24 protein-coding genes are annotated in these 24,747 nt (G+C 70.1%); 14 read left to right on the top strand and 10 right to left on the bottom strand.

Annotation, left to right across the window (positions count from 1 at the left end; all coding sequences use genetic code 11):
- The 5 genes from kdpA (at position 1) to M3667_RS04325 (ending at position 7,883) form a co-directional block, all read left to right on the top strand.
- A complete protein-coding gene (kdpA, locus tag M3667_RS04345) occupies positions 1-1,686 on the top strand; it encodes a potassium-transporting ATPase subunit KdpA (RefSeq protein ID WP_251505470.1) in 1,686 nt (561 codons plus the stop codon).
- A 47-nt stretch (positions 1,687-1,733) separates the two neighbouring features.
- Positions 1,734-3,842 carry a potassium-transporting ATPase subunit KdpB gene (gene kdpB / locus M3667_RS04340; RefSeq protein WP_251505467.1) on the top strand — a complete coding sequence of 703 codons (2,109 nt, stop codon included), beginning with the start codon at positions 1,734-1,736 and terminating at the stop codon, positions 3,840-3,842.
- 11 nt (positions 3,843-3,853) lie between these two features.
- Complete coding sequence (kdpC, locus tag M3667_RS04335; protein WP_251505464.1) at positions 3,854-4,444, top strand: K(+)-transporting ATPase subunit C; 591 nt, start codon at positions 3,854-3,856, stop codon at positions 4,442-4,444.
- Between the two features lie 248 nt (positions 4,445-4,692).
- The gene (locus tag M3667_RS04330; RefSeq protein WP_251505461.1) at positions 4,693-7,215 is read left to right on the top strand and encodes a DUF4118 domain-containing protein; all 2,523 of its coding nucleotides are present in this window, start codon (positions 4,693-4,695) and stop codon (positions 7,213-7,215) included.
- Complete coding sequence (locus tag M3667_RS04325; protein ID WP_251505457.1) at positions 7,212-7,883, top strand: response regulator; 672 nt, start codon at positions 7,212-7,214, stop codon at positions 7,881-7,883. The genes M3667_RS04330 and M3667_RS04325 overlap by 4 nt, the downstream gene beginning before the upstream one ends.
- A 7-nt stretch (positions 7,884-7,890) precedes the next feature.
- Here M3667_RS04325 and M3667_RS04320 read toward each other — a convergent pair whose 3' ends face one another.
- The 5 genes from M3667_RS04320 to M3667_RS04300 form a co-directional block, all read right to left on the bottom strand.
- Entirely contained in the window at positions 7,891-8,082 is a 192-nt protein-coding gene (locus M3667_RS04320) for a hypothetical protein (protein WP_251505454.1), read from the bottom strand.
- Positions 8,083-8,136: 54 nt separating this feature from the next.
- Entirely contained in the window at positions 8,137-8,844 is a 708-nt protein-coding gene (locus M3667_RS04315; protein WP_251505449.1) for an Ig-like domain-containing protein, read from the bottom strand.
- Positions 8,845-9,097: 253 nt separating this feature from the next.
- Positions 9,098-9,574, bottom strand: coding sequence for a hypothetical protein (locus tag M3667_RS04310; RefSeq protein ID WP_251505433.1), 477 nt, complete (start codon positions 9,572-9,574; stop codon positions 9,098-9,100).
- 281 nt (positions 9,575-9,855) lie between these two features.
- On the bottom strand, positions 9,856-10,161 hold the full coding sequence (locus M3667_RS04305) for a transcriptional regulator (RefSeq protein WP_251506500.1): 306 nt from the start codon (positions 10,159-10,161) through the stop codon (positions 9,856-9,858).
- Positions 10,162-10,163: 2 nt separating this feature from the next.
- Entirely contained in the window at positions 10,164-10,595 is a 432-nt protein-coding gene (locus M3667_RS04300; RefSeq protein WP_251505430.1) for a chemotaxis protein CheY, read from the bottom strand.
- 228 nt (positions 10,596-10,823) lie between these two features.
- Between M3667_RS04300 and M3667_RS04295 the strand changes: the two genes are divergently transcribed.
- The 3 genes from M3667_RS04295 (at position 10,824) to M3667_RS04285 (ending at position 13,526) form a co-directional block, all read left to right on the top strand.
- A complete protein-coding gene (locus tag M3667_RS04295) occupies positions 10,824-12,071 on the top strand; it encodes a SufS family cysteine desulfurase (protein ID WP_251505427.1) in 1,248 nt (415 codons plus the stop codon).
- A complete protein-coding gene (sufU, locus tag M3667_RS04290; RefSeq protein ID WP_251505424.1) occupies positions 12,068-12,523 on the top strand; it encodes a Fe-S cluster assembly sulfur transfer protein SufU in 456 nt (151 codons plus the stop codon). The genes M3667_RS04295 and sufU overlap by 4 nt, the downstream gene beginning before the upstream one ends.
- 559 nt (positions 12,524-13,082) lie before the next feature.
- Positions 13,083-13,526: a hypothetical protein gene (locus M3667_RS04285; RefSeq protein ID WP_251505421.1), complete on the top strand. Its 444-nt coding sequence runs from the start codon at positions 13,083-13,085 to the stop codon at positions 13,524-13,526.
- A gap of 131 nt (positions 13,527-13,657) precedes the next feature.
- Here the strand turns inward: M3667_RS04285 and M3667_RS04280 are convergent, their stop codons facing one another.
- Positions 13,658-14,635: an SRPBCC family protein gene (locus tag M3667_RS04280; RefSeq protein ID WP_251505418.1), complete on the bottom strand. Its 978-nt coding sequence runs from the start codon at positions 14,633-14,635 to the stop codon at positions 13,658-13,660.
- 15 nt (positions 14,636-14,650) lie between these two features.
- The gene (locus tag M3667_RS04275; RefSeq protein ID WP_251505415.1) at positions 14,651-15,001 is read right to left on the bottom strand and encodes a helix-turn-helix transcriptional regulator; all 351 of its coding nucleotides are present in this window, start codon (positions 14,999-15,001) and stop codon (positions 14,651-14,653) included.
- A 918-nt stretch (positions 15,002-15,919) separates the two neighbouring features.
- Between M3667_RS04275 and M3667_RS04270 the strand changes: the two genes are divergently transcribed.
- Complete coding sequence (locus tag M3667_RS04270; RefSeq protein ID WP_251505412.1) at positions 15,920-16,795, top strand: DUF3037 domain-containing protein; 876 nt, start codon at positions 15,920-15,922, stop codon at positions 16,793-16,795.
- A 36-nt stretch (positions 16,796-16,831) separates the two neighbouring features.
- Here M3667_RS04270 and M3667_RS04265 read toward each other — a convergent pair whose 3' ends face one another.
- From M3667_RS04265 to M3667_RS04255, 3 genes are all read right to left on the bottom strand, one after another.
- Positions 16,832-17,590 (bottom strand): DUF429 domain-containing protein, encoded by a 759-nt coding sequence (locus M3667_RS04265; protein ID WP_251505409.1) that lies wholly within the window; start codon positions 17,588-17,590, stop codon positions 16,832-16,834.
- 133 nt (positions 17,591-17,723) lie between these two features.
- Complete coding sequence (locus M3667_RS04260; protein WP_251505406.1) at positions 17,724-19,070, bottom strand: SLC13 family permease; 1,347 nt, start codon at positions 19,068-19,070, stop codon at positions 17,724-17,726.
- An 81-nt stretch (positions 19,071-19,151) separates the two neighbouring features.
- Positions 19,152-20,513, bottom strand: a complete 1,362-nt coding sequence (locus M3667_RS04255; protein WP_251505403.1) for a homoserine dehydrogenase — start codon at positions 20,511-20,513, stop codon at positions 19,152-19,154.
- A gap of 164 nt (positions 20,514-20,677) precedes the next feature.
- On the opposite strand from M3667_RS04255, the gene otnK reads away from it, so the two are divergent.
- The 5 genes from otnK to M3667_RS04230 are packed head-to-tail and all read left to right on the top strand — an operon-like array spanning position 20,678 to position 24,685.
- Complete coding sequence (gene otnK, locus M3667_RS04250; RefSeq protein WP_251505401.1) at positions 20,678-21,898, top strand: 3-oxo-tetronate kinase; 1,221 nt, start codon at positions 20,678-20,680, stop codon at positions 21,896-21,898.
- Positions 21,895-22,545, top strand: coding sequence for a class II aldolase/adducin family protein (locus M3667_RS04245; protein WP_251505398.1), 651 nt, complete (start codon positions 21,895-21,897; stop codon positions 22,543-22,545). Before otnK ends, M3667_RS04245 begins: the two co-directional genes overlap by 4 nt.
- 19 nt (positions 22,546-22,564) lie before the next feature.
- The gene (locus M3667_RS04240) at positions 22,565-23,344 is read left to right on the top strand and encodes a DeoR/GlpR family DNA-binding transcription regulator (RefSeq protein WP_251505395.1); all 780 of its coding nucleotides are present in this window, start codon (positions 22,565-22,567) and stop codon (positions 23,342-23,344) included.
- A gap of 50 nt (positions 23,345-23,394) precedes the next feature.
- Complete coding sequence (locus M3667_RS04235) at positions 23,395-23,766, top strand: hypothetical protein (protein ID WP_251505392.1); 372 nt, start codon at positions 23,395-23,397, stop codon at positions 23,764-23,766.
- A gap of 37 nt (positions 23,767-23,803) precedes the next feature.
- Positions 23,804-24,685 (top strand): helix-turn-helix transcriptional regulator, encoded by an 882-nt coding sequence (locus M3667_RS04230; protein WP_251505387.1) that lies wholly within the window; start codon positions 23,804-23,806, stop codon positions 24,683-24,685.
- Positions 24,686-24,747: the final 62 nt, after the last annotated feature.

Below are 24,747 nucleotides of genomic sequence, written 5' to 3'. Positions count from 1 at the left end.
ATGGACAGTGGCACCATCTGGTCGGTCGTCCTGACCAGCCTCACCCTCCTCGTCGCCCTGGGCCTGGCTTACCGCCCCCTCGGTGACTACATCGCCCGCGTCTACACCGGCGAGCGCGATCTCGCGGTCGAGCGCGGCACCTACCGCCTCATCGGCGTCGACCCCCGCAGCGCCCAGACCTGGCAGGCCTACCTGCGCTCGGTGCTGCTGTTCTCGTTCGTCAGCGTCGTGTTCGTCTACGCGATCATGCGCCTGCAGGGAGTACTGCCGTTCTCGCTCGGCCTGGACACCCCCGGCGAGGCCCTGTCGTTCAACACGGCCGTCTCGTTCGTCACGAACACCAACTGGCAGGCCTACTCGGGTGAGGCGACGCTCGGCTACACCGTGCAATTCGCCGCCCTCACCGTGCAGAACTTCGTGAGCGCGGCCGTCGGCATCGCCGTGGCCATCGCCCTCGTGCGCGGCTTCGCCTATCGCCGCAGCGGCGTGATCGGCAACTTCTGGGTCGACCTCGTGCGCGGCACCTACCGCCTGCTGCTGCCGATGTCGGTCATCGCGGCGATCGTCCTGCTCGCGGGCGGCGTCATCCAGAACCTGTCCGGGTTCACGGATGCTACGACCGTGGCGGGAGCGGCGCAGTCGATCCCCGGCGGCCCGGTCGCCTCGCAGGAGGCCATCAAGCTGCTCGGCACCAACGGCGGCGGCATCTTCAACACCAACGCCGCCCACCCGTTCGAGAACCCCACGCCCTGGACGAACCTCTTCGAGATCTTCCTGCTCCTGGTCATCCCGTTCTCGATGCCGCGCGCATTCGGCCGCATCGTCGGCGACGACCGCCAGGGCTACTCGGTCCTCGGCGTCATGGCCGCGATCTTCGTCGCCTCCAACGCGTTCGTGGCCTGGGCCGAGTTCGCCGGCGCGGGCACCGCTCCGATGCTCGCCGGCGGCGCGATGGAGGGCAAGGAGGTGCGCTTCGGCATCTTCGGCTCGACGCTGTATGCCGCCTCGACCACCCTCACCTCGACCGGGTCGGTCAACTCGATGCACGACAGCTACACGGCCCTCGGCGGCATGGTGCCGATGATCAACATGATGCTCGGCGAGGTCGCCCCCGGCGGTGTCGGCGCGGGCCTCTACGGCATGTTGATCCTCGCCGTGATCGCCGTCTTCGTCGGCGGACTGTTGATCGGTCGCACCCCGGAGTACCTCGGCAAGAAGATCGGGCCGAAGGAGATCAAGCTCGCGAGCCTGTACATCCTCGTCACCCCGACCCTCGTGCTCGCCGGGACCGCGTTGAGCTTCGCCATCCCCGGCATCCGCGACGACGTCGAGACCACCTCGATCTGGAACCCCGGCGTCCACGGCCTGAGCGAGGTGCTCTACGCCTTCACCTCGGCCGCGAACAACAACGGCTCGGCCTTCGCGGGTCTCACCGCCAACACCCCGTGGTTCAACACCGCGCTCGGTGTGGCGATGCTGCTCGGCCGGTTCCTGCCGATCCTGTTCGTGCTGGCCCTCGCCGGTTCGCTCGCGGCCCAGGATGCCGTGCCCTCCACCGCCGGCACCCTGCCCACGCACCGCCCGCAGTTCGCCGGCCTGCTCGGCGGCGTGGCCGTGATCGTGACGGCTCTCACCTATTTCCCGGTCCTCACCCTCGGACCCCTCGCTGAAGGACTGACCCGCTGATGTCCACCACCACTCCTACGGCCCCTGAGCCTGTCGAAGGGCCGGCCATGGCCGAAGCCCCGGCCTCCGCTCCGCGCCGCGCGTTCAGCGCCGCGCAGGTCGTCGCCGCCCTTCCGGGCGCCGCGAAGAAGCTCAACCCCGCCGCCCAGTGGCGCAACCCCGTGATGTTCCTCGTCTGGGTGGGAGCTGCCCTGACGACGCTCATCGCGATCGCCGAGCCGTTCGTCGGCGGAAGCGACGACAGCCTGCCGTTCGGCTTCACCTGGGGCATCGCCATCTGGCTGTGGCTCACCGTGTTCTTCGCGAACATCGCGGAGTCGGTCGCCGAGGGCCGCGGTAAGGCCCAGGCCGCGACCCTGCGCAAGACGCGCACGACGACCTCGGCCCGCCGCGTCGTCTCGTACGACGAGAAGGCCGACCCCTCGGCATCCGGCGCCTCCACCGAAGACGTCCCCTCGGGCGATCTGCGCGTCGGCGACATCGTGCTCGTCGAGACCGGGGAGCTCATCCCCGGCGACGGCGACATCGTCTCGGGCATCGCGACGGTCGACGAGTCGGCCATCACGGGCGAGTCCGCCCCGGTCGTGCGCGAGTCGGGTGGAGACCGCAGCGCCGTCACCGGCGGCACCCGCGTGCTCAGCGACCGCATCGTGGTGAAGATCACCTCGAAGCCGGGCGAGACCTTCGTCGACCGCATGATCGCCCTGGTCGAGGGCGCGTCGCGTCAGCGCACGCCCAACGAGATCGCGCTCAACATCCTGCTCGCGAGCCTGTCCATCGTCTTCGTCGTCGTGGTGCTGGTGCTGAACCCGATCGCCTCGTACGCGGCATCCCCCGTCTCGATCCCGGTGCTCATCGCCCTGCTCGTGTGCCTCATCCCGACCACCATCGGAGCGCTGCTGAGCGCCATCGGCATCGCGGGTATGGACCGCCTCGTCCAGCGCAACGTGCTCGCGATGTCGGGACGCGCGGTCGAGGCCGCCGGTGACGTCACGACCCTGCTGCTCGACAAGACCGGCACCATCACCTACGGCAACCGCCGCGCCTCGGCCTTCGTCACGATGAAGGGGGTCGGTGGCCCCGAGCTCGCCGAGTACGCCTCCCTGTCGTCGCAGGCCGACCCCACGCCCGAGGGGGTCTCGGTGGTCGAGCTTGCCGCCGCCCAGGGCATCATCGCCGAGATGCCCCGCGGTGCGGAGCCCGTGCCCTTCACCGCGCAGACCCGCATGAGCGGCCTCGACCTCGTCGACGGCACGCAGGTGCGCAAGGGCGCGAGCTCGGCCGTGCTCGCGTGGCTCGAGACCTCGGGCAGCCCGGTCGCCCCGGCGCTGCGCGCGCAGCTGATGAGCGAGACGGATGCGATCGCCCAGTCGGGCGGCACGCCCCTGGTCGTCGCGACCCTGTCGAAGGGCGAGGGCCGCATCCTCGGCGTCATCCACCTCAAGGACGTCGTCAAGGACGGTCTGCGTGAGCGCTTCGGCGAGCTGCGCGCGATGGGGATCCGCACCGTGATGATCACGGGCGACAACCCCCTCACCGCCAAGGCGATCGCCGCAGAGGCCGGAGTCGACGACTTCCTCGCCGAGGCCACGCCCGAAGACAAGCTCGCCCTCATCCAGCGCGAGCAGGAGGGCGGCAACCTCGTCGCGATGACCGGTGACGGCACGAACGACGCGCCCGCCCTGGCACAGGCCGACGTGGGTGTCGCGATGAACACGGGCACCTCGGCCGCGAAAGAGGCCGGCAACATGGTCGACCTCGATTCCGACCCGACGAAGCTCATCGACATCGTGCGCATCGGAAAGCAGCTGCTCATCACGCGCGGCGCGCTGACCACGTTCTCGCTCGCCAACGACATCGCGAAGTACTTCGCGATCATCCCGGCGATGTTCATGGGCGTGTTCCCGGGCCTCGCGGCGCTGAACATCATGGGCCTGCACTCCCCGGCATCCGCCGTGACGAGCGCGATCATCTTCAACGCGATCGTCATCATCGTGCTCATCCCTCTCGCCCTGCGCGGCGTGAAGTACCGCGCCGCGAGCGCGTCGAGCATCCTCAGCCGCAACCTGCTCGTCTACGGGCTCGGCGGCGTCATCGTCCCCTTCATCGGCATCAAGCTCATCGACCTCGTCGTGAGCCTGCTCCCCGGCTTCTGAAAGGCCCCGTCATGCGCACCACCCTGCGTACCACCGGCGTCGCCGTCCGCGCGATGGCCGTCTTCACCCTGCTCCTCGGCGTGGGCTACATGCTGCTGATCACCGCGGTCGGCCAGGTCGCCCTGCCGTTCCAGGCGAACGGTTCGCTCATCAAAACCGCCGACGGACAGGTGTCGGGCTCGCAGCTGATCGGGCAGTCCTTCGCGGATGCCGACGGCAACGCCCTCCCGCAGTACTTCCAGTCCCGTCCCTCGGCCGCGGGCGACGGCTACGACTCGACCGCCTCGAGCGGATCGAACTGGGGGCCCGAGAACGAGGACCTCATCGCCGCGATCGAGGAGCGCAAGGCCGCCTCGGTCGAGCTCGACGGGTCGGGGCAGATCCCCGCGGATGCGCTCACCGCCTCGGCATCCGGACTCGACCCCGACATCTCTGTAGCCAACGCCGAGCGCCAGGTCGCCCGCGTCGCGGAGGCCCGCGGCCTCTCGGCATCCGAGGTCGAATCCCTCGTGAGCGCGCACACGATCTCGCGCGACCTGGGATACCTCGGCGACCCGCGCGTGAACGTGGTCGAGCTCAATCGCGCGCTCGACGCCCTCTGAGAGACGAGAATCAGGGACATGACTCTGTCACCCGCCGCCGTCGCGCCTTTCGCGCGGCGGCGGCGCCGTGCGTCCGAGCGAGCGGTCGCCGAGCGGCGAGCGGTCGCTGAGCCTGTCGAAGCGTCCGCGGGCGTCGCAGAAGGGCGAGCGGTCGCTGAGCCTGTTGAAGCGTACGCGGGGGTCGCGGTCCCTTCGACAAGCTCAGGGACCTCGGCAGGCTCGGGAATATTCGCCCCGAGGAGCGCCCCGTGAAGCGCGGACGCCTGCGCGTGCTGCTGGGCATGGCACCCGGTGTCGGCAAGACGTACGAGATGCTCGAAGAGGGCAGGCGCCTGCGCGAGGAAGGCCATGACGTCGTCATCGCGATCGTCGAGACCCACGGCCGCGTCGCCACCGCAGCGCAAGCCGAGGGCCTCGAGGTCATCCCCCGCCGCGCCGTCGCCCACCGCGGCGTCGAGCTCGACGAGATGGACCTCGACGCCGTGCTCGAGCGGCATCCGCGCATCGCACTCGTCGACGAGCTCGCGCACACCAACGTGCCGGGCTCGCGCAACGAGAAGCGCTGGACCGATGTCGAAGAGTTGCTCGACGCCGGCATCGACGTGATCACGACCGTGAACGTGCAGCACATCGAATCTCTCAACGACGTGGTCGAGAAGATCACGGGCGTCGTGCAGCGCGAGACGGTTCCGGATGCCGTGGTCCGCTCCGCCGATCAGATCGAGGTCGTCGACCTGGCACCGCAGTCTCTGCGCGATCGCCTCGCCGCGGGCTCGGTGTATCCGGCCGAGCGCATCGACGCCGCACTGTCGAACTACTTCCGCCTCGGCAACCTGACCGCGCTGCGCGAGCTCGCCCTGCTGTGGCTCGCCGACGAGGTCGACTCGGCCCTGCAGCGCTATCGCACCGAGCACGGCATCGAGGGCTCGTGGCAGGCGCGCGAGCGCGTGGTCGTGGCCCTCACCGGCGGCCCCGAGGGCGAGACGCTCATCCGCCGCGGGGCTCGCATCGCGGCCCGCTCGGCCGGCGGCGAGCTGCTCGCCGTGCACGTGTCGAGCCAGGACGGCTTGCGCACGAGCGCCCCGGCCACGCTCGCCGAGCAGCGCGCCCTCGTCGAATCACTCGGCGGCTCGTACCACCAGGTGGTGGGCGATGAGCCGGCGACCGCTCTCGTCGACTTCGCTCGGTCGGTCAACGCCTCGCAGCTCGTCATCGGCGTGAGCCGCCGCGGCCGTCTCGCCGCCGCCCTCACTGGTCCCGGCATCGGCGCCACCGTCATCCGCCTGTCGGGCGACATCGACGTGCACATCGTCAGCCACGCGCGCGCGGGCGGCCGGTTCACGCTCCCCCGCCTGAGCGGCCCCGCGCTGAGCGCGAAGCGTCGCATCCTGGGCTTCGTCGTCGCCGTGCTCGGGGGACCCCTGATCTCGCTGCTGCTGATCTCGACGGGCTCCGACGACTCGATCGCCGCCGACGTGCTCGTGTATCAGCTGCTCGTCGTGGTCGTGGCGCTGATCGGCGGGATCTGGCCGGCCCTCTTCGCAGCGGTCCTGTCGGGCTTCACGCTCAATTTCCTCTTCATCGAGCCGCTCTACACCGTGACCATCAGCAATCCCGCGAACACGATCGCGCTGGTGTTGTACGTGGTCATCGCGACTCTCGTGAGCACCGTGGTCGACCAGGCTGCCCGCCGGGCCCGCTCCGCCCGCCGCGCCACGGCCGAGGCCGAGCTGCTCGCCACCGTCGCGGGCAGCGTGCTGCGCGGCGAGAGCACGGTGCCCGCCCTCGTCACCCGTGCCCGAGAGGCCTTCGGCTTGGCCGGAGTGCGTCTCGTCGCCGCCGACGGCACGGTTCTCGCAACCGACGGCGAGCCCGTGCGCGACGAGCGCTCCGTGTCGGTCGCGGTCGGTGACGGACGCGCGACGCTCGAGCTGCACGGCGGCGACCTCGACGCCTCGGAGCGCCGCCTGCTCGACGTCGTCGTCGCGCAGCTCGCGGCCGCCCTGGAGCGCACCGACCTGGCCGAGACCGCCGCCGAGGCCGGAGCCCTCGCCGAGACCGATCAGGTGCGCAGCGCCCTTCTCTCCGCTGTCAGCCACGACCTGCGCCGGCCCCTCGCCGCCGCCGTCGCCTCGCTCGGCGGCCTGCGCGCCGCCGGTGATCACCTCTCCGAGGACGACCGTCGCGAACTGCTCGAGACCGCCGACGAGAGTCTCGCGACGCTCTCGATCCTCGTGACCGACCTGCTCGACGTGAGCCGCGTGCAGGCGGGCGTGCTCGCGGTGTCGCTCACGCCGACGGATGCCGCGGGCGTGGTGCTCATGGCGCTCGACGAGCTCGATCTCGGCCCCGACGACGTCGAGCTCGCCCTCGACCCCGACCTGCCGATGCTCAGCGCCGACCCGGTGCTGCTGCAGCGGGTGCTCGTCAACGTGCTGACGAACGCCCAGCGCTACACGCCCGACGGCGAGCGCGTACGCATCGCCACGAGCCGCCTCGGCGGCACGGCCGAGATCCGCGTGATCGACCACGGACCGGGCATCGCCGCCGAGCGCCGCGAAGACATGTTCTCGCCGTTCCAGCGCCTCGGCGACACGGACAACACCGCCGGCCTCGGCCTCGGCCTCGCGCTCTCGCGCGGGTTCGCCGAGGGCATGGGCGGTACTCTCACCCCCGAAGACACCCCCGGCGGCGGGCTCACCATGGTCGTGGCGCTCCCCGTCGCGGGCGCGGCTGCCATGGCATCCGGAATCTCCAGGAGGACGCCGTGAAGGTACTCATCGCCGACGACGACCCGCAGCTGGTCCGCGCTCTGCGCATCACGCTCGCCGCGCACGGCTACGACGTGGTGGCCGCGGCCGACGGCGCCGCAGCGATCACCCTCGCCGCCCAAGCGCATCCCGACATCGTGCTGCTCGATCTCGGCATGCCGCATCTCGACGGCGTGCAGGTGATCGAGGCCCTGCGCGGGTGGACGACCGCGCCGATCATCGTCGTGTCGGGCCGCACGGGCTCGGCCGACAAGGTCGAGGCGCTCGATGCCGGCGCCGACGACTTCGTGACGAAGCCGTTCCAGATCGACGAGCTGCTCGCGCGCCTGCGCGTGCACGCGCGGCGGTCGGTGCCCTCGGCGGGAGACGCCGTCGTGCGCTTCGGCGACGTCGAGGTCGACCTGGCGGCCAAGGCCGTGCTGCGCGCGGGCACTCGGGTGCATCTCACCCCCACGGAGTGGCGGATGCTGGAGTTCCTCGCCCGCAACCCCGGTTCGCTCGTCACGCGCCAGACGCTGCTGAAGGAGATCTGGGCGAGCGAACAGGTCGCCGACTCCGGCTACCTGCGGCTGTACATGTCGCAACTGCGAAAGAAGCTCGAGGCCGATCCGTCGAACCCCGTGCACCTGCTCACCGAGCAGGGGATGGGCTACCGACTGGTCGTGTGACCGGCGCTCACTTCCGTGTGCCGCGGGTGCGGGCGATCCAGATCGCCTGCCCGATCGTGATGGCCGCCCCGCCGATGGAGAAGACGACGCCCGTCATCACCGCCCCGGCGGCGAACGCCAGCGACGCACCGATCACGATCAGGACGAGCCCCAGCGCGAATCCGCCCCACTGCTTCGCTGTGCGGTCCGCGTCGGTCATGATCCCATCATGTCGGCACGACGCCGCCGCAGGGTGCGACGGGCCACGAGCGGCTCACGAGATCGTCAGCGTCGCCGTCGCGGTGAGGTTCTGATCGCTGTCGCGGTACGCCGCCGTGATCGTCGATGATCCGGATGCCGCCTGCGCGGTGATCTGCGTCGTCCACACGCCGTAGTAGCTGGTGGTGCCCGAGCTCGCCGCCAGCGTCGCCCCGCCCGACGCCGACGCTGAGACGGACTGGCCCGCCCAGCTCTTCCCGGCGTTGTCGGTGACCTTGACCGTCACCGTGGCCTTGCCGCCCGGGGCCACGCTGGTCGGCGAGACCGACACCGACAGCACCCGGCGGGCGAAGGTCACGGTCGTCGAGGCCGAGGCCGTTCCGCCGCTTCCGGTCGCCGTCGCGGTTGCCGTGGCCGTGGCGTCGGCGCGACCGGTCGCGATGGCTTGCGTGCGGAAGACGCCGTTCGCGTCCGTCGTGCCGGCGCGAGCGGCGAACTGCCACGCCCCGCTCGTTCCGCTCAACGTCACGGATTGCCCCGCCAGCGGCCGGCCGGACGCGTCCTTGCGCACGATGGTGACGTTCACCGCTTCGCCGGAGCGCACGAGGGTCGAACTGAAGGTCAGCGTGACCGCCCCCGGGTCCGACCCCGCGTGCGCGGGCGAGGTCACGGCCAGCACCACCGCGGGAACGGTGAGGGCCGCAGCGCCGACGACGGCGCGGCGCGAGGGGATGCGGTGCTCGGGGGTGAGGTGCTCGGACATATCGGCGCGGCCTTTCGCTCGGTGAGCGGCGATGTGGAGCGCCGCACGCTCGGCACGGTCTCCGCCATCGTCACCCCTGTCACGCGCAGCGATCCGACGGACCTCGTCCGATTAAGCCGACGACGCCGAGTTCTTCACCCTCAGCGCATGTCGACGAGCGTGTCGTCGCCGCTCTCGTCGTCGACCTCCGTCGCGAGGAACTCGGCCTGCACCCGGGCGCAGCGCGACGCGAACACGATCGAGTGCAGCAGCATCAGCGCAGTTCTCCGACCGTGTGGCATCCGGGACACGGGAAGGCGATGCGGTCGCCCACGCGCACGTCGCCGGGGAGCACGACGGTTCCGCACGACTCCTCCCCGTGGGCGTCGACGACGGCGAAGGGTTCGTCGTAGGCGTGCGAGACGCGTCCGATGAGCCGCGCCTCGCGCCAGACGGCCTCGAGCCCTGTGACGCAGGCGTCGAGGCGCAGGGTGTCGGGCGTGGCATCCGTCACCGTCGCCACGACGACGGTCGTCGACAGGATCGCGGATGCCACCCCGCCCGAGGCCGGGATCACCGCGGGCCCCGTGCACACGCAGGGCGTGCCGCAGATATCGGCGTACCGACCGACCGACATCGCCCGCACCGTGACGTCGTCGAGGGTGGGCGCGGAGCCGGCGGGCCATGCCGCCGCGTCGAAGGGCGCCGGGATGCTGGCGCGAAGGGTGGGGAGCAGGGCCGTGAGGGTCATGGCATCCGGTCTACGCCGCGTCGGGCGGCGGATCCGCGGCCCTCACGATTCGCGAACGGCCGCGGGAGCATTCCTCACTCTTCGCTCGCGGGGCCCGGGCGCCGGGGGTTCGTGCACCGAAACGGCATCTCGCTGACATCTCCGCTGCAGGATGACGCGCGGTTGTCAGCGAGATGCAGTCTCGCGGCCCGTGAGCGAGGCCGCGAGACTGCTGGGCCCGACACCGGCGGGGGCGGAAGCCGGGGCGACCGCGAGGCCGCACGCCGGGCCCCACGCCGCGCTCACGACGCGTCGCCCGCGATCTCACGCAAGGTCGCGAGGTGGCTCCGCCAGGCAGCGCGACCCTGGGTGGTGAGGGTGAGCGAGGTGCGCGGCATCTTGCCCGCGAACGACTTGCCGACCGAGACGTATCCCGCCGCCTCAAGGCTCGACACCTGCTTGCTGAGCGCGGAGTCGGTCACCTCGATCGCGTCGCGCACCTCTTTGAAGCTCAGTGTGCCCGCGCGGTCGAGGGCCGCGACGATCGAGAAGCGCACAGGATTCTGCAGCAGCTCGTCGAGACGGTGACGCGGGTGCGAGGCGGCCATGGTCACGACCGGGCCTCGCGGGCCGCGCACACGAACGACACGACGAGCACGAGGCCCGAGGCGAGGCTCGCGAGCAGCACGTTGCCGTGAGCCCAGATCACGACCGAGAGCGCGATCGCGTACGAGACGAACCAGCTGGCGATGTAGGTGGTCCAGCGGCGACCGCGTGCGAAGGCGGCCCGCCCCTGGATGCTGATGACGAAGAAGATGATGAGCGCGAACATCACCGCCAGAAGGCTGACGTAGGCGAGACCGAAGGCGTCGCCGGTCGCGAGGGCCATGGCGAAGGTGCCCATCGAGGTCGCCACGCCCAACGCGACGATGAAGGTGATGTACGGCCACCGCGTGGCGTTGTGCGCCGAGTGGCTGAGGCGGTCGGCGTGGTCGAGCAGCGCTCGCGCCTCGGTCGGGGTGACGGTGGGCGTGTGGTCCATGGCGGATCCTTTCGACCCTTCTACTGTGACATGTACTTTCCCTACTGGCAAGTAGTTCCTCCATGAACTGTCGCCGAGACTGCATCTCGCTGACGTCTCCGTTGCAGGATGACGCGCGGTTGTCAGCGAGAAGCAGTCTCGCGGCCCAGGGCGCCTCACGACCGACCCCACGAGACCCCGAGCCGACCGCACGGCACCCACCCACTCGGCGCGACGTAGCCTGGAGGGGTGAGCCTCCCCTTCGACGTCGCCGCCGTGCGCGCCGACTTCCCGATCCTCGAGACCGAGATCGACGGTCACCCCCTCGTGTACCTCGACTCGGGGGCGACGAGCCAGAAGCCGCGCGCCGTGCTCGAGGCCGAACGCGAGTTTCTCGAGCGGGCGAACTCCGCCGTCCACCGCGGGGCCCACAGCCTCGCGGCCGAGGCCACCGAGCTGTTCGAAGACGCGCGCGTCACCGTCGCCGAGTTCGTGGGCGCCGAGCCCGAGCAGCTCGTGTGGACCAGCGGCGCCACCGCCGGCCTCAACCTCGTGGCGGGTTCGCTCGGGTACGCCGGGCGCCTCCGCGAGGGCGACGAGATCGTCGTGACCGAGGCCGAGCACCACGCCAACCTCATCCCCTGGCAGGAGCTCGCCGCCCGGACCGGTGCGCGCCTGCGCCACATCCCCGTGCTCGAAGACGGCATGCTCGACCTGCACGCTGCGGCCGAGCTCATCGGCGACCGCACCAAGGTCGTCGCCTTCCCGCACGTGTCGAACGTGCTCGGCATCGTGAACCCCGTCGCGAAGCTCGTCACCCTCGCCCGCGGCGTCGGCGCGCTGACCGTGCTCGACGCGTGCCAGTCGGCACCTCATCTGCGCCTCGACCTGCCGGCATCCGGAGTCGATCTCGCCGTCTTCTCGGGCCACAAGGTCTACGGGCCCTACGGAATCGGGGCGCTCTGGGGCCGCGACGAGGTGCTCGACGCACTGCCGCCGTTCACGACCGGCGGGTCGATGATCACCACCGTCACGCTCGACAAGGCCGAGTACCTGCCCCCGCCGCAGCGCTTCGAACCCGGCACGCAGCCGGTGTCGCAGGCCGTCGCCCTCGCCGCCGCCGTGCGCTGGCTCGGCGAGCACGACCTCGACGCCGCGCACGCCCACGAGGCCGCGCTCGAGAAGCGCCTGCGTGAGGGGCTGCGCTCGATCGACGGCATCCGTCTTCTCGGAGACACGGATGCCGCCGAGCGCGTCGCCCTACAGGCCTTCGAGGTGCAGGGCGTGCACGCGCACGACGTGGGTCAGTTCCTCGACTCGCGCGGCGTCGCCGTGCGCGTCGGACACCACTGCGCGCAGCCGCTGCACCGCCGATTCGGCATGACGGCGTCGGTGCGCGCGAGCGCCGCGATCCACACCACGGAGGCCGAGATCGACACCCTGCTCGACGCCGTCTCGGGCGTGCGCGGGTTCTTCGGCGTGGGGGCCGCGGCATGAGCGGGCTCGAGTCGCTGTACCAGGAGCTCATCCTCGACCACGCGAAGAACCGTCGGGGTTTCGGCCTGGCCGAACCCGGGGCGCACAGCGCGACCGTGCACCAGCGCAACCCGATCTGCGGCGACGAGATCACCCTGCGCGTCTCCGTCGACGGTGACCGCGTCAGCTCCGTCACGTGGGAGGGTGCGGGCTGCTCGATCTCACAGTCGTCCGCGTCGATGCTGGTCGCCCTGCTGCAGGAAGACGGCGGCGACGAGGGCATGGCGAAGGCCGATGTCGAGGCGCTGATCGCGCAATTCCGCGAGGCGTTGCGGTCCCGCGGCAAGGTCCCCCTCGACGAGGAGACCTTCGCGGACGCCGCCGCCCTGTCGGGGGTGTCGAAGTACACGGCCCGCGTGAAGTGCGCGATGCTCGCGTGGGTCGCGCTCGAGGAGGGGCTGCGGCAGGCCTGAGCGCACCGGCGCGCTCGGCACAACCTCAGCGATACGCACAACCTCCGTCGGCATCCGCCGATGCGGGCTGAGAATGCGCGAATCACTGAAGATACGCCCGGGCCGACCCGCGCCCGCGCCGCACAACCTCAGCAAGACGCACAAGCTCCGCCGGCATCCGCCCACCCGAACTGAGAATGCGCGAATCACTGAAGATACGCCCGGGCCGACCCGCGCCCGCGCCGCACAACCTCAGCAAGACGCACAACCTCCGCCGGCATCCGCCCACCCGAACTGAGAATGCGCGAATTACTGAAGATACGCCCGGGCCGACCCGCGCCCGCGCCGCACAACCTCAGCAAGACGCACAACCTCCGCCGGCATCCGCCCACCCGAACTGAGAATGCGCGAATCGCGGAGGATACGCCCGGGCCGACCCGCGCCCGCGCGGCACAACCTCAGCAAGACGCACAACCTCCGCCGGCATCCGCCCACCCGGACTGAGAATGCGCGAATCACTGAAGATACGCCCGGGCAGACCCGCGCTACCCTTCCGTCAGAGCACGAGAGGGCGGATGCCATGGCCACCGGTGGAGCAGGATTCAGCGACGAAGAACGCGCGGCGATGAAGCAGCGCGCCGAAGAACTGAAGGCCATGAAGGGCCTGAAGGGCGCGGCGAAGCTCGAGAAGGAGAACGAGGCCTGCCTCGAGGCGATCGACAAGCTCGAGGGCGTCGACCGCGCGGTCGCCGAGCGCCTGCACGTCATCGTGCTCGAAGAGGCGTCGCACCTCACGCCCAAGACGTACTACGGCTTCCCCGCCTACGCGAAGGACGGCAAGGTCGTCGTCTTCTACCAGCCGGCGTCGAAGTTCAAGACGCGGTACGGCACCGTCAGCTTCGACGACAGCGCGCAGCTCGACGACGGGCCGATGTGGCCGGTGTCGTTCGCCGTGGTCGAGGTGACGGCCGAGGTCGAGCAGCGCATCCGCGAGGCCGTGCGCCGGGCGGCTCCCGCGGCCTGAGCCGGCGCGCTCGCAGTATCGGAGAACCGCACCAGAATCAGACCGCGCGAGCCGCGGCATCCGATTCCGGTGCGAATCTCCGATTCCGATGAGCGGATGCCGCGACCCCGGGCCACGGCATCCGTCGCGCTTCAGGCCAAGACGACGCGCTCCATCCGCTCGAAGCTCTGCTCCATGCCGTCGACCATGCCGGTGGCGAGCACGGTGTCGCGGGTGGCGGCGTCGGGATACTCGATCAGCAGGGTGAGGAGTGTGGCGCCGTCCTCCTCGTAGAACGACAGGTCGTTCGTGGTCGAGGGGAAGTCGGTGCCGGTCATGTGCTCGGTCTGCACGATGCGCCGCGGCTCGTCGATCAGCAGGGTCGTGCCGTCGAAGCCGAACCCCTCGCCCTCGGTGCCCGGTTCGGGCTCCCACGCGACGCGGTAGTCGCCGCCGACCGACACGTCGACGTCGGCGACGCTCATGCGCCAGCCGTCGGGGCCGAGCATCCACTGCCGCATGAGGTCGGGGTCGACGTGCGCGCGCCAGACGAGCTCGCGCGGGCCCTCGATCAGCCGCGTGATGCGCACGTGCTGGTCGTCGAGGATCTCGAGCTGCGTCCCCTTGCCCTGGGCGAACTCCCGTAGCCCTTGCAGCACGGCGTCGAGCTGGTTGATGGCGAGGGTCGATCCCTCGACGGCGCCCATGGCGAGCACCTGCTCGAGTCCCTCGAGCGAGTCGAAATACGTCACATTGGTCAGGCGCGAGCCGGAACCGGTCTGATCGAAGGCGAAGGTCATGCGCATCGCGGGCATGCCGGGGATCGCGTCGCCGCCCTCGTCGACGAACGAATCGACCACCTCGAAGCCACGGGGCTCGTCGATGTCGATGAACTCCCAGCTCCCCCGCGCGATCTCTCCGGTCGGGCTGGTCATGGCGTAACGCGCGCGGCCCCCGCGCTCGAAGTCGAAGCTGGCGAAAGTCGCCGGCCAGCCGGGAGGACCCCAGAAGCGCTCGAGCTGACGTGGGTCGGTGAAGACCTGCCAGAGGCGCTCGGGCCCGGTGGCGAAATCGGCGACCAGGGTCATGGTGAGCGCTTCAGCGTCGCTCTCGATGGATGTGACGGGCATGGCGGACTCCTTCGTCTAGCTCTCGTTCGGGGTGGATTCGGACTCGCTCAGCAGGGCGTCGAGCCGGTCGATGCGGCCGCGCCACAGGTCTTCGTACGACCGGAGCAGTTCTTGCGCCCGGGCGAGGGCGGCGGGATCGGCACGCACGAGTCGCACCCTCCCCTCCGCGCGTTTGGTGATCAGCCGCGCCTCGGCGAGCACGGCGATGTGCTTCGACACCGCGGCGAACGACATCGCGTAGGCCGCCGCGAGCTGCGTGACCGACTGCTCGGAGACGAGCGTGCGCCGCACGATGTCGCGTCGCGTGGCATCGGCGAGGGCGTGGAACACCCGGTCGATGTCGGCGTCGCTCTGTTGTTCAACCATTTGGTTGTACGTTAGCGCGGGGTGAACCGCTAAACAAGACCCCAAGCGCAAGACGGAGTAGAAGGTCGACCACTTAGATAAGTTCGGGTGATGAGCCGCCCGTTTGATGATTTGGGAGATTGGGTCGGACACCTCGACGAGGAACGTCCGACTACAGTCGCGCTGACTCTTCGCGCGCCTGTTCGGCGAGCTCAATCTTCAGGTGCTGGGGCCTTCCTTGGCCTCGGCGATGACGGTCACCAATACTGGTTCAAGGTGCCTGGCAACGCGCAAGGAAACTACGTCCTTGCGAACGAGGTAATTGTCGAGCGAGTCGGGAACCTCATTGGAGCCCCGGTGTGCGAGCGACACCTCGCGTGGGTGACCCCCACCGCCATGACCTGGCGAGATTACCCCGTCGCACCGTCAAGTGGTCGCCTTGTCGCTCATGCGTCGAAGCACGTGAGCGGCGCGGTGGATGACGACGCCATGGCATATACGCGACGCGACGACAACTCACGGCGACAGGCTTCGCTGCTTGCCCTATGGGACTGGTGCCTTGGGGATGACGAGCAATGGTTATACGAAGCCGCGTCCTCGTCATCCATCTGGTCCTACGACCACGGCCTGTGGTTCACGACCGGGGAAGGCGACTGGGATACGAGGGTGCTGCAAAGCCTCGTGGGCGTCGACGGGTCATTCCGCTCACCGCCTGCGGGCCTGAACCGCACGCGACTGCACGAAGTGGCGGACCGGCTGCTGACTGTCACCAGGGAGGAGCTCCTAGGAGCGATGTCGGAGGTCCCCGTAGAATGGGGAGTGCCCACCGCCGATCTGGAGGCGATGGGATGGCTTCTATACCGGCGCGCACCTGCCGTTGCTCAGCGCATGAGAGATCTGGCGTCCCCGAAACACATTTGACCGGACAGGAAAACCGAGATGAATGAGCCGTATCACTACTGGCTCGTTCGCTATGTGCCTGACATCGCACGGGGCGAAAGGGTCAACATAGCCGTCATTGTCGGCCGGGACAGCGGCGACTGGGCAATCAGGTCTGCCCCCAACCTGAAGCGTGCGAGCAGGCTCGGGGGCGACGCGCAAGCCTTGCGCCCCTGGCTGGAGAGTCTCGAGAGATCTGTAAGAGATTACGAGCACCCTCCCCTCGCCCTCTTTGCCGCAGTCAATCCCGAAACCGTGAGCCGCGCCTGGCTATCTCTGCTCTCGCATCGGTTCAATAACATCCTGCAACTGAGCGATCCGGTCCCGGTCGATGGACCGTCTGCAGAAGAGGCGGCAGAGTTTCTCTACTCGGCCCTAGTCGCAACCCCAGACGCGCGCCCGCGCTCCAAGACGCGTACCCGGCTTGTGCAGAACCTGAACGATCTTTACCTACGTACTGGGAGCCTGGCCCTCGGCGAGTCTCTCCTCCGCCGCCCTCGGGCGATTGTTGGGAAGCAGCGCGGCCGATTCGACTTCGCGGTGGTTGACCACCGCGTTGACCAGCTCTCTCACGCGTTCGCCTTCGACGTGAAGGACACTGAATTACTCGAGCAAGAGTTGCAGTCCTGGAATTTTGTCATGACAAGACTCCGCGATGATGGGGCGAGATTGCTGGCAGGGCAAGAGAGTCATCTCGCTCAAGCGGACGTGCCGGTGTCCGTGGTCTTCCAAGAGCCCCCCAGCGGCGCAGACAGTCGAGCACGCGACGTTTTCGACGCCGCGCTTGACGCGTGGGCGACGCTAGGTGTTGATGCAGTCCCAGGTTCAGAAATGGGCAGGATTGCGGTCGAAGCCCGCGACCTGGTGCACAACTGACAAACCGCTAGCTCGCCTCCGACTGCGTTCCTTGACCTACCCCAAATTGTTGGGCTGAAGAACCTCGAGCGGCCCATCCGGCAGCACCACCCAGCCCTCGCGCCGCGCGACGGAAAGCATGTCGGATGCCGGCTTCTCGAACGACCCGAGCGCTCCCGCGCGGGTGGCGAGAGCGGCGATGAGCGCGTCGAACGCATCGGCTTTCGCGATCGCGAGCGGGGCGAATCCGCCGATGTCGAGCCAGGGCGCGCGTTCGCGCAGCGCATCGAGGAGGATCGCGCGCCGCGCGGCATCCACCCGGTAGCCCGAGGTGTCGAAGCCCCACCGGCGCAGCGACCCGCCGGGGTACACCTCGAACAAGCGTCCCTCCCCCGCCCGGTCGACCGGGAAGCCGACCGCCGCGAGGCGCCGCAGCAGCCCCGCGCCGCGCAGTGCCGTCACACCGAGTCGGTCGGTCGAGACGCTCAGCGGCCAGCGGCCGATGCGCTCGCGCACGACGTGATCGGTGTGGCGGTAGACGAGCTTCCGGCGCCAGTCGGCGTGACCCTCCACCGGTCCGAGCCTCGGCTCGGAGGAGGCGTGGTGCGCCCCGACGAAGTCGACGAATGCGTCGGGCCACCCCAGCGGGCAGTCGACGCCGAGCCACACCTCGCCCGAGGCGACGGATGCCACGATGTCGGCATCCGTCATGCCGATCTCGAGGCGCTCGAGCCGAGCCGCACCGGACGACCAGACGATCTCGGCGAGCGCGGTTCCGGGCGCGGCCGCGGCGAGGTCCACTCCGACGGTTCTCATCGCTTCGAGCCTAAGCCGGGGGCGGGCACGACGGGCGGGCGACCCCGTCGACCGGGCGCGACGGCCGCAGGACCGAACGCCGACGGCCCGGACCACCGTGAGGTGACCCGGGCCGTTCCCGTGGGAGTGTCGCTCAGCCGAGGAAGGGCACGACGAAGATCGCGATCGTGATGACGGGTCCGATCACGACCATCGACAGACCCCAGATCGTGAGGTGCTTGTACAGGCGGGGGCGTTCGCTCTCGTGCGCCGAGGCGACGATGGTCGCACCGGTCGTTCCGAACGGCGCGCAGTCGACGAGCGAGGCCGAGATGGCGAGGGCGTAGATGAAGCCGGTCATCTCGAGACCACCGCCGGGCAGCAGCAGCGGAACGGCGAGCGGAACGAGGGCGCCGATGATGCCGATCGTCGAGGCGAAGGCCGAGACGAGACCGGCGATGATGCACAGCACCAGCGCGGCGATGAGCGGCTCGTTCACCGAGCGCGCGAACTCGCCCAGCTGATCGATCGCCCCGAGGCGGGTCAGCACACCGACGTACGTGATGATGCCGCCGAGCAGCAGGATCGTGTTCCAGTCGACCTTCGCCAGGCCCTCGCGCCCGGCCTTCGGGTTGATGAAGGCGAGCAGCACGGCGAGCGTCAGGGCGACGGCGCCGAGGTTGAGGTCGATGTCGTTCAGCGTGAGCGTGAAGAACGCGATGACGAGCACGGGGATCGAGACGAGCGTCATGAGCTGATAGCCGGTGAGCTTCTGGGTCACGGTCTGCTCGAGCAGGGCCGTGCCGCCGCTGCGGGGGCGCGTGCGGAAGCCGGTGCCGGCGACGCCGTCGGAGCCTCCGGTGCCGAGTTCGCCGGATGCCGCCTTGGCGGCGCGACCACGGGCGATGAGCTCGCGTCCGCCGAACATGAGGAACGCGACGGCCACGATGACGGTGTTGATGCCGACCGAGAGGCCGAACATGAGGGCGGCGTTGTAGGGGATGCCCGCGGTGGTGGCCACCGTGAGCACGGTGATGCCGACGATGCTCGTGGGGGCGAGGGCGCCACCGACGATCGCGGAGCTCATCGCGATGCCCATCATCGTGGAGTGGATGCGGTGCTTGTGCGCGAGGCTCATCGCGATCGGAACGAGGGTGAACGCCGCGTGCGAGGTGCCGAGGCACGCCACGAGCGTGCCGACCGCGAACATGGCCCAGGGGATGAGCGCGACCCGGTCTCCGATGAGGCGCACCGAGCGATCGACCAGCCAGTCGATCGTGCCGACGGCGCGGGCGATGCCGAAGAGGTACGTGATGCCGAGCAGGATCAGCAGGGCGTCGACGGGGAAGCCGCCGAGCACGTCGTCGAGCGACTCCCCGACGAGCAGCACGCCGATGACGCAGGCCGCCACGAGGGCGAGCGCGCCCATGTGCACGTTGCGGATCGCCGAGATGGCGAACACCGCGACGAGCACGATGAGGGCGATGATCTCCACGTTCACGAGATCACCCCACGCGGGGCGAGGGGGATGGTCTGGGCACGGTGCATCGTCGTCGATCTCCTGGTGGTCGGGGGTGAGGGGTCAGACTCCGAGCGCGAGCCCGGAGAGGTAGGCGGATGCCGCGGGCTCGTGCACGCCGTCGAGATCGGCGAAGCGCACGAGCTCCCCGGCGGCGACGTCGCGGCGCAGGCGCGCGCCGGAGAGCAGGTAGTACGGGGCGATCTCGCCCGCGTCGGGGGCGACGATGACGGGGGCGACACCCGAGATCTCGTGGTGATGCCCCTCGACGCGGAACGGGGTTCCGGCGGCGAGGTCGGTGGACGCGCGGGCGGCGAGCACCGTGTGCTGGCGCGGCTCGGAGGTCGCGGCGGTGTCGTCGACCGCGGCGGCGATGGTGAGCGGCGTCTCGATGCCCATGAAGTGGTACGGCCAGTAGATGCAGGCGTAGCGGCCGTCGCGGCTCACGACGTGACCCTTTCCGCGCAGGATCTCCCACGTGACGTCGTCTCCCGTGCGGACGATCGCGAAGACGCCGCCGGCGAAGCTCGCCTCGCCGGGCAGGCGCAGCATCGAGAACACGTCGATCACCCCGGTGGAGCCCAGGATGCCGCCGTCGGCGCGCTCGGCGTAGACGTCGGCGAGCTCGTCGGGACGCACGACGGGGTAATGCATGGTCTCGACGTCGGCGGTCGCTCCCGTGTAGAGCGAGACCACGTTCATCTCGCACGAGTCGGCTGCCGCGGCGCGCTTGAGACCCGCCACGGCCTCGGCGCGAGCCGTGAGAGTGGCGCGCAGGTCGTCACCGCGACCGAGCAGGCCCGCGAGCGCGGGCGCGTGCTGTTCGACGCCGTTCTGGTTCACGATCCCGGTCTCGGGGTCGAACGCGAGGTCGTACTCGCCCGACTTGCCGAGGGCGACGATGTCGAATCCGGTTGCGAGCACCCCGTCGACCAAGCGCAGCAGGTTCGCGGGCTGATCTCCGTCTCCGGGGAGGTACCGCAGGCCGCGCTCACGCGCCTTGGCGCTGAGGGCGACGCCCGCGATCGTCTCGACCTCTTTGCTGACCATCACGACGTGGGCGCCGTTGTCGAGCGCGGCGTCGGCGTACGAGAAGCCGGCGTCGATGCGGCCGGTCGCCTCGACGAGCACGTCGACGTGCGACCAGGCGACGTGGGCGGCGTCGGCGACGACGGCGGTGCGCCCGGCGTCGACCGCGGCTGCGGCCTCCGCGGCATCCGTCGCCGTCACCATGTCATCGCCCGTCATGCCGAGGTCGGCGAGCATCCGGCGGACGCCGTCGACGTCGGGGTCGACGAGCTGGGCCGCCGCCATGTCGGGGAGCCGACGAAGCTGGTCGAGCAGCGTGCGGCCGTACCCTCCGTTCGCGCCGGTCACCGCGATGCGGATGGGGGCCGGACGGCGCTGTGCCGAGCTGTGGATCACCGTTGTTCCTCTTACGTCGTCGAAAGTCATGGGGTGCGTCGGGAGCGCACCTGGTGCTCCGCAACTGTAACGCCGTCTCACAAATTGTCAAAGTATCTTCTCAAATATTCACATACACTGAGAGGGGCCGTGGTTGCGGCCCGCCCTCGATGAAAAGGTTCCCCATGCACTTCGGCGCCATCGCTGACGACTTCACCGGAGCGACCGACCTCGCCACCGCTCTGCGGGAGCGGGGACTGCGCACGGCTGTCGTCATCGGCGACAACGACGTCCCCGCCGACCACGATGCCGTGGTCGTCGCCCTGAAATCGCGCACCGCCCCCGTCGCCCAGGCCGTGGCCGACTCGCTCGACGCCGGCGAGCGCCTCGTCGCCGCGGGTGCCGAGCGCCTCTATGTGAAGTATTGCTCCACCTTCGACTCCACCGACGAGGGCAACATCGGCCCCGTCCTCGATGCGGTGGTCTCGATGGCGGGCACCGATCGCACCATCGTCGTCCCGTCGTTCCCCGCGAACGGACGCACCGTGCGCGACGGGAGCCTGTACGTGAACGGCACGCTGCTCGAGCACTCCTCGATGCGCCACCACCCGTTGACGCCGATGACGAGGTCGCGCCTGCGCGAGATCCTCGCCCCGCAGACCGCCGCGACGCTGACCGAGATCGGTCGCGACACCGTGCACGCGGGCACCGATGCCCTCCGGGCCGCGATCGACGACGCGGAGCCGGGATACCTGATCGTCGACGCCGAGACCGACGACGACCTCGCCGTGATCGCCGCGGCATCTCGCCATCTGCGGGTGCTCTCGGGAGGCGCGGCCCTCGCAGCGCACCTCGACGCCCCCGCCGACGCCTCGGTCACACTACTCCCCGCCGTCGGACCGGGCCGGCTCGTGGTGTGCGGCTCCGCCTCCGCTGCGACGCGCGCGCAGATCGCCGACGCCGTCGGGCGGGGCGCCACGATGCGACGCGTGGATCTGGATGCCGCGGCATCCGACCCCGACGCCGAGATCGCGGCCCTCACCGCCTGGGTGCGGAGCCTCCCGCAGACGGAGCTGCCGCTCATCTCCTCGGTCACCGAGCTCGCCGACATCCGCCGAGACGCCTCCGCGACCGCCGACGCCGTCGAACACGTGCTCTCGGCCGTCGTGGCCGATCTCGTCTCGACGGGCGACGTGCACCGGGTCGTCGTCGCGGGAGGTGAGACCAGCGGTGCCGTCGTGCAGGCGCTGGGCGTTCCGAGTCTCGAGATCGGCCCGCAACTCGCGCCCGGAGTGTGCTGGAGCGCCGGCCAGTCGGCATCCGGAGACACCGTCGCCCTCGTCCTCAAGAGCGGCAACTTCGGCGGCCCCGACCTGTTCACGACCGCCTGGGAGGCCCTCGCATGAGTGCCCTCGACGACCTCATCGCCGCCGGCCGCACCCTGGTCGACGCGGGGCTCAGCCCCGGCACCTCGGGCAATGTCAGCGTGCGCGAGGGCGACCGACTGCTCATGTCGGGCACCGGCACCCGCCTGGGCGCCCTGACCCCCGACGACATCGCCGTCCTCACCCTCGACGGCGAGATCGTCGGCGGCGCCCGCCCCTCGAAAGAGGTGCCGCTGCACGTCGCGATGTACGCGCGCACTCCCGAGCACCGTGCCGTCGTGCACGTGCACTCCCCCTCGACCGTGGCCGTGTCGTGCCTCGAGCCCTGGGCGCCCCACTCCGCCGTTCCCCCGCTGACGCCGTATTCGCTCATGCGCGTGGGCCAGGTTCCGCTGCTCGGGTTCGTACCCCCGGGCGACCCCGCGATGGGCGACCTGATCACCGACTGCCCCTTCCCCTTCCGCGCCGCCCTGCTCGCCAACCACGGCGCCGTCGTGAGCGCAGCGGATGCCGCGGCGGCGGTCGACAGCACGATCGAGCTCGAAGAGGCGTGCCGCATCACGCTGCTCACCGACGGTCGACAGCGACGACTCATCGCCCCGGAGCGCGTGGCCGAGATCACCGCCCGCTGGGGGACCCCGTGGACCGCGACCGCTTCAGTAAGCTGAGCGGGACCGAAGGACGACGATGACCGAAGCCGCTCCGATGATCCCCGATCAGCGCAGGGAGAGCATCGTCCAGGCCCTGCATCGCGAACGCGTCCTCAGCTTCCGTCAGCTGAGCGATCTGGTGGGCGTCAGCCAGATGACCGTGCGCCGCGACGTCGCCGTGCTCGAAGAGCAGGGGCTCGTGCAGGCCACCACCGGTGGGGCGAAGCTCGTCAGCCGGCTCGTGCTCGAACCCTCGCGCGCCGAGAAGGCCACGAGCGAGATCGCCGAGAAGACGGCCATCGCGCGCGCCGCGGCGACCCGCGTGCACGACACGATGACGATCTACCTCGACGCCGGCACCACGGCGCAGGCCATGCGTCCGTTCCTCGAGCACGTGCGCGACCTCACCGTCGTGACGAACGACATCGCCACGGTGCAGACCTTCCTCGACCACCCCTCGGCCGACCTCATCTCGGTCGGCGGACGCGTCGACCGCACGAACCTCTCGACGATCGGCCGCCTGACCCGCCTCACCCTCGCCGAGCTCTCGCTCGACCTCGCCTTCATCTCGTCGAGCTCGTGGGATCTCGGCCATGGGGTCACCACCCCCGTCGAGGCCAAGATCGAGGCGAAGCGGGCCGCGGTCGAGGCCGCGGAGCGCGCCGTTCTCATCGCCGACAGCTCGAAGTACGGCCGTTTCGCCAAGTACCGCGCCCTGCGCCTCGCCGAGGTGGCCGAGGTGATCACCGACGCGGCCCTGCCCGACGGGGCGGCCGAGGCGATCGCGGCCACCGGCATCGAGGTCGTCCGCGCGTAGGCCGGCGTCAAGCAGGTCCGAATCACCTCGCGACCTGGGAGGATCAGCACATGGCAGACGAGGACCTCCCCGATTCGCTCGAACCGGCGATCCACGTTCCGCCGCGCGACGAGCCCCCCGCTCCGCCGACGCCCAAGGGCGACCTGCGGGCGGTGTCGATCATCGCCCTCGTCACCGGCGTGATCGTGATCGCCTGGTACCTGTTCCTCGTGACGGCCAGCGCCATCGCCGACCTCGAGAACCTTGCGTGGATCCAGATCGGCATGTGGGTGCTCGCCCTCGTGTCGTTCGTCTGCGGCATCCTGAGCCTGAACGCCCGCATGGCCCGGGAACTCGCCGCGGCGGGCTTCATCGCGGGGGTCGCCGCGGGACTGCTGTCGATCTCGATCGGGTTCTTCAGCGGGCTCGAACTGCTGAGCTGAGCGGAATACCGCCTGCCGCGCGGCGGTTCTGGGTCTCATGACGCCGGATGCCGCTCTGGAACGCGCCCTGTCACGCATCGACGTGCGGCCGGGCCACGCCTGGCGGCAGACGCTCGCCGCGGGCGGCACCCTGTCGCTGAAACGCGGCGAGGCGGCGATCGTGTACCTGCGCGAAGGCGAGATCACCGGACGCACCGGCGCGCGTGCGGCCTGCACGGTCGATGCCGCGTCCGGCGAGACGGCCGCTCTCGACGGGGGCCGCACCCTTCTCGCCGGAGACGCGCTGATCTCGCTCGGCTGCCACGGCGTGACCGTGTCATCGCAGTCGGGCGCCGAGGTGACGGTGGTGCCGCTCGAGGTCGTCCCGACTCTCGACACGCGCGCTCTTCCGCCCCTGATCTTCGTCAGTGGCTTCGCCGGGGCCGAGCCGGCCGCCGCCCAACTTGCCGCTCACCTGGGCGTCCCGAAGCCGGGCACCGGTCGCCAGGGCGACCAGACGATCTGCCGACTCATGGTCACGACCGTGCTGCTGTCAGCGCTGCGCACGTGGGCGTCGAGCCAGCGCGAGTCGTCGTGGCCTCCGCTCAGCGCCGACCCGTTCCTCACCCGCGTGGTCGCGGCCGTGGCCGACGACCCCGGGCGCGAGTGGACCCTCGACCACCTCGCGGCGCTCGGAGCGATGTCGCGGTCGGTGTTCGCCGCGCGCTTCCGCGAGGTGTTCGGCACCTCGCCCGCCTCGTACGTGACAGAGGTGCGCATGCGCCGGGCGAAGGAGCTGCTCGACGCCGGCACCTCGGTGTCGGAGACGTCGCGGTCGCTCGGCTATGGATCGGACGAGGGCTTCCGGCGCGCGTTCCGCCGCCACACCGGTGTCGCCCCCTCGGCCTGGCGCACCGCTCGGCGGCCGCTGACCGTCTGACCGGGGGCCGCCGTCGAACGCACTGTTCCGTCCGATCGGCGAACGATCCATCCTCCGACCGG

The sequence above is a fragment of the Microbacterium sp. P26 genome (assembly GCF_023712585.1).
In the GTDB taxonomy this organism is placed as follows: domain Bacteria; phylum Actinomycetota; class Actinomycetes; order Actinomycetales; family Microbacteriaceae; genus Microbacterium; species Microbacterium algihabitans_A.
The sequence above is the reverse complement of the archived record's forward strand: the minus strand, read 5'-3'. Positions and strand labels throughout refer to the sequence as shown.

What these genes read in the sequence shown, in the direction of transcription:
- M3667_RS04270 (WP_251505412.1), top strand. Translation starts at nt 15,920, where the DNA reads ATGAATGAGCCGTATCACTACTGGCTCGTTCGCTATGTGCCTGACATC.
- sufU (WP_251505424.1), top strand. Translation starts at nt 12,068, where the DNA reads ATGAGCGGGCTCGAGTCGCTGTACCAGGAGCTCATCCTCGACCACGCG.
- M3667_RS04235 (WP_251505392.1), top strand. Translation starts at nt 23,395, where the DNA reads ATGGCAGACGAGGACCTCCCCGATTCGCTCGAACCGGCGATCCACGTT.
- M3667_RS04315 (WP_251505449.1), bottom strand. Translation starts at nt 8,844, where the DNA reads ATGTCCGAGCACCTCACCCCCGAGCACCGCATCCCCTCGCGCCGCGCC.
- M3667_RS04310 (WP_251505433.1), bottom strand. Translation starts at nt 9,574, where the DNA reads ATGACCCTCACGGCCCTGCTCCCCACCCTTCGCGCCAGCATCCCGGCG.
- M3667_RS04245 (WP_251505398.1), top strand. Translation starts at nt 21,895, where the DNA reads ATGAGTGCCCTCGACGACCTCATCGCCGCCGGCCGCACCCTGGTCGAC.
- M3667_RS04265 (WP_251505409.1), bottom strand. Translation starts at nt 17,590, where the DNA reads ATGAGAACCGTCGGAGTGGACCTCGCCGCGGCCGCGCCCGGAACCGCG.
- kdpA (WP_251505470.1), top strand. Translation starts at nt 1, where the DNA reads ATGGACAGTGGCACCATCTGGTCGGTCGTCCTGACCAGCCTCACCCTC.
- M3667_RS04320 (WP_251505454.1), bottom strand. Translation starts at nt 8,082, where the DNA reads ATGACCGACGCGGACCGCACAGCGAAGCAGTGGGGCGGATTCGCGCTG.
- otnK (WP_251505401.1), top strand. Translation starts at nt 20,678, where the DNA reads ATGCACTTCGGCGCCATCGCTGACGACTTCACCGGAGCGACCGACCTC.
- M3667_RS04280 (WP_251505418.1), bottom strand. Translation starts at nt 14,635, where the DNA reads ATGCCCGTCACATCCATCGAGAGCGACGCTGAAGCGCTCACCATGACC.
- M3667_RS04285 (WP_251505421.1), top strand. Translation starts at nt 13,083, where the DNA reads ATGGCCACCGGTGGAGCAGGATTCAGCGACGAAGAACGCGCGGCGATG.
- kdpB (WP_251505467.1), top strand. Translation starts at nt 1,734, where the DNA reads ATGGCCGAAGCCCCGGCCTCCGCTCCGCGCCGCGCGTTCAGCGCCGCG.
- M3667_RS04300 (WP_251505430.1), bottom strand. Translation starts at nt 10,595, where the DNA reads ATGGACCACACGCCCACCGTCACCCCGACCGAGGCGCGAGCGCTGCTC.
- M3667_RS04275 (WP_251505415.1), bottom strand. Translation starts at nt 15,001, where the DNA reads ATGGTTGAACAACAGAGCGACGCCGACATCGACCGGGTGTTCCACGCC.
- M3667_RS04305 (WP_251506500.1), bottom strand. Translation starts at nt 10,161, where the DNA reads ATGGCCGCCTCGCACCCGCGTCACCGTCTCGACGAGCTGCTGCAGAAT.
- M3667_RS04240 (WP_251505395.1), top strand. Translation starts at nt 22,565, where the DNA reads ATGACCGAAGCCGCTCCGATGATCCCCGATCAGCGCAGGGAGAGCATC.
- M3667_RS04230 (WP_251505387.1), top strand. Translation starts at nt 23,804, where the DNA reads ATGACGCCGGATGCCGCTCTGGAACGCGCCCTGTCACGCATCGACGTG.
- kdpC (WP_251505464.1), top strand. Translation starts at nt 3,854, where the DNA reads ATGCGCACCACCCTGCGTACCACCGGCGTCGCCGTCCGCGCGATGGCC.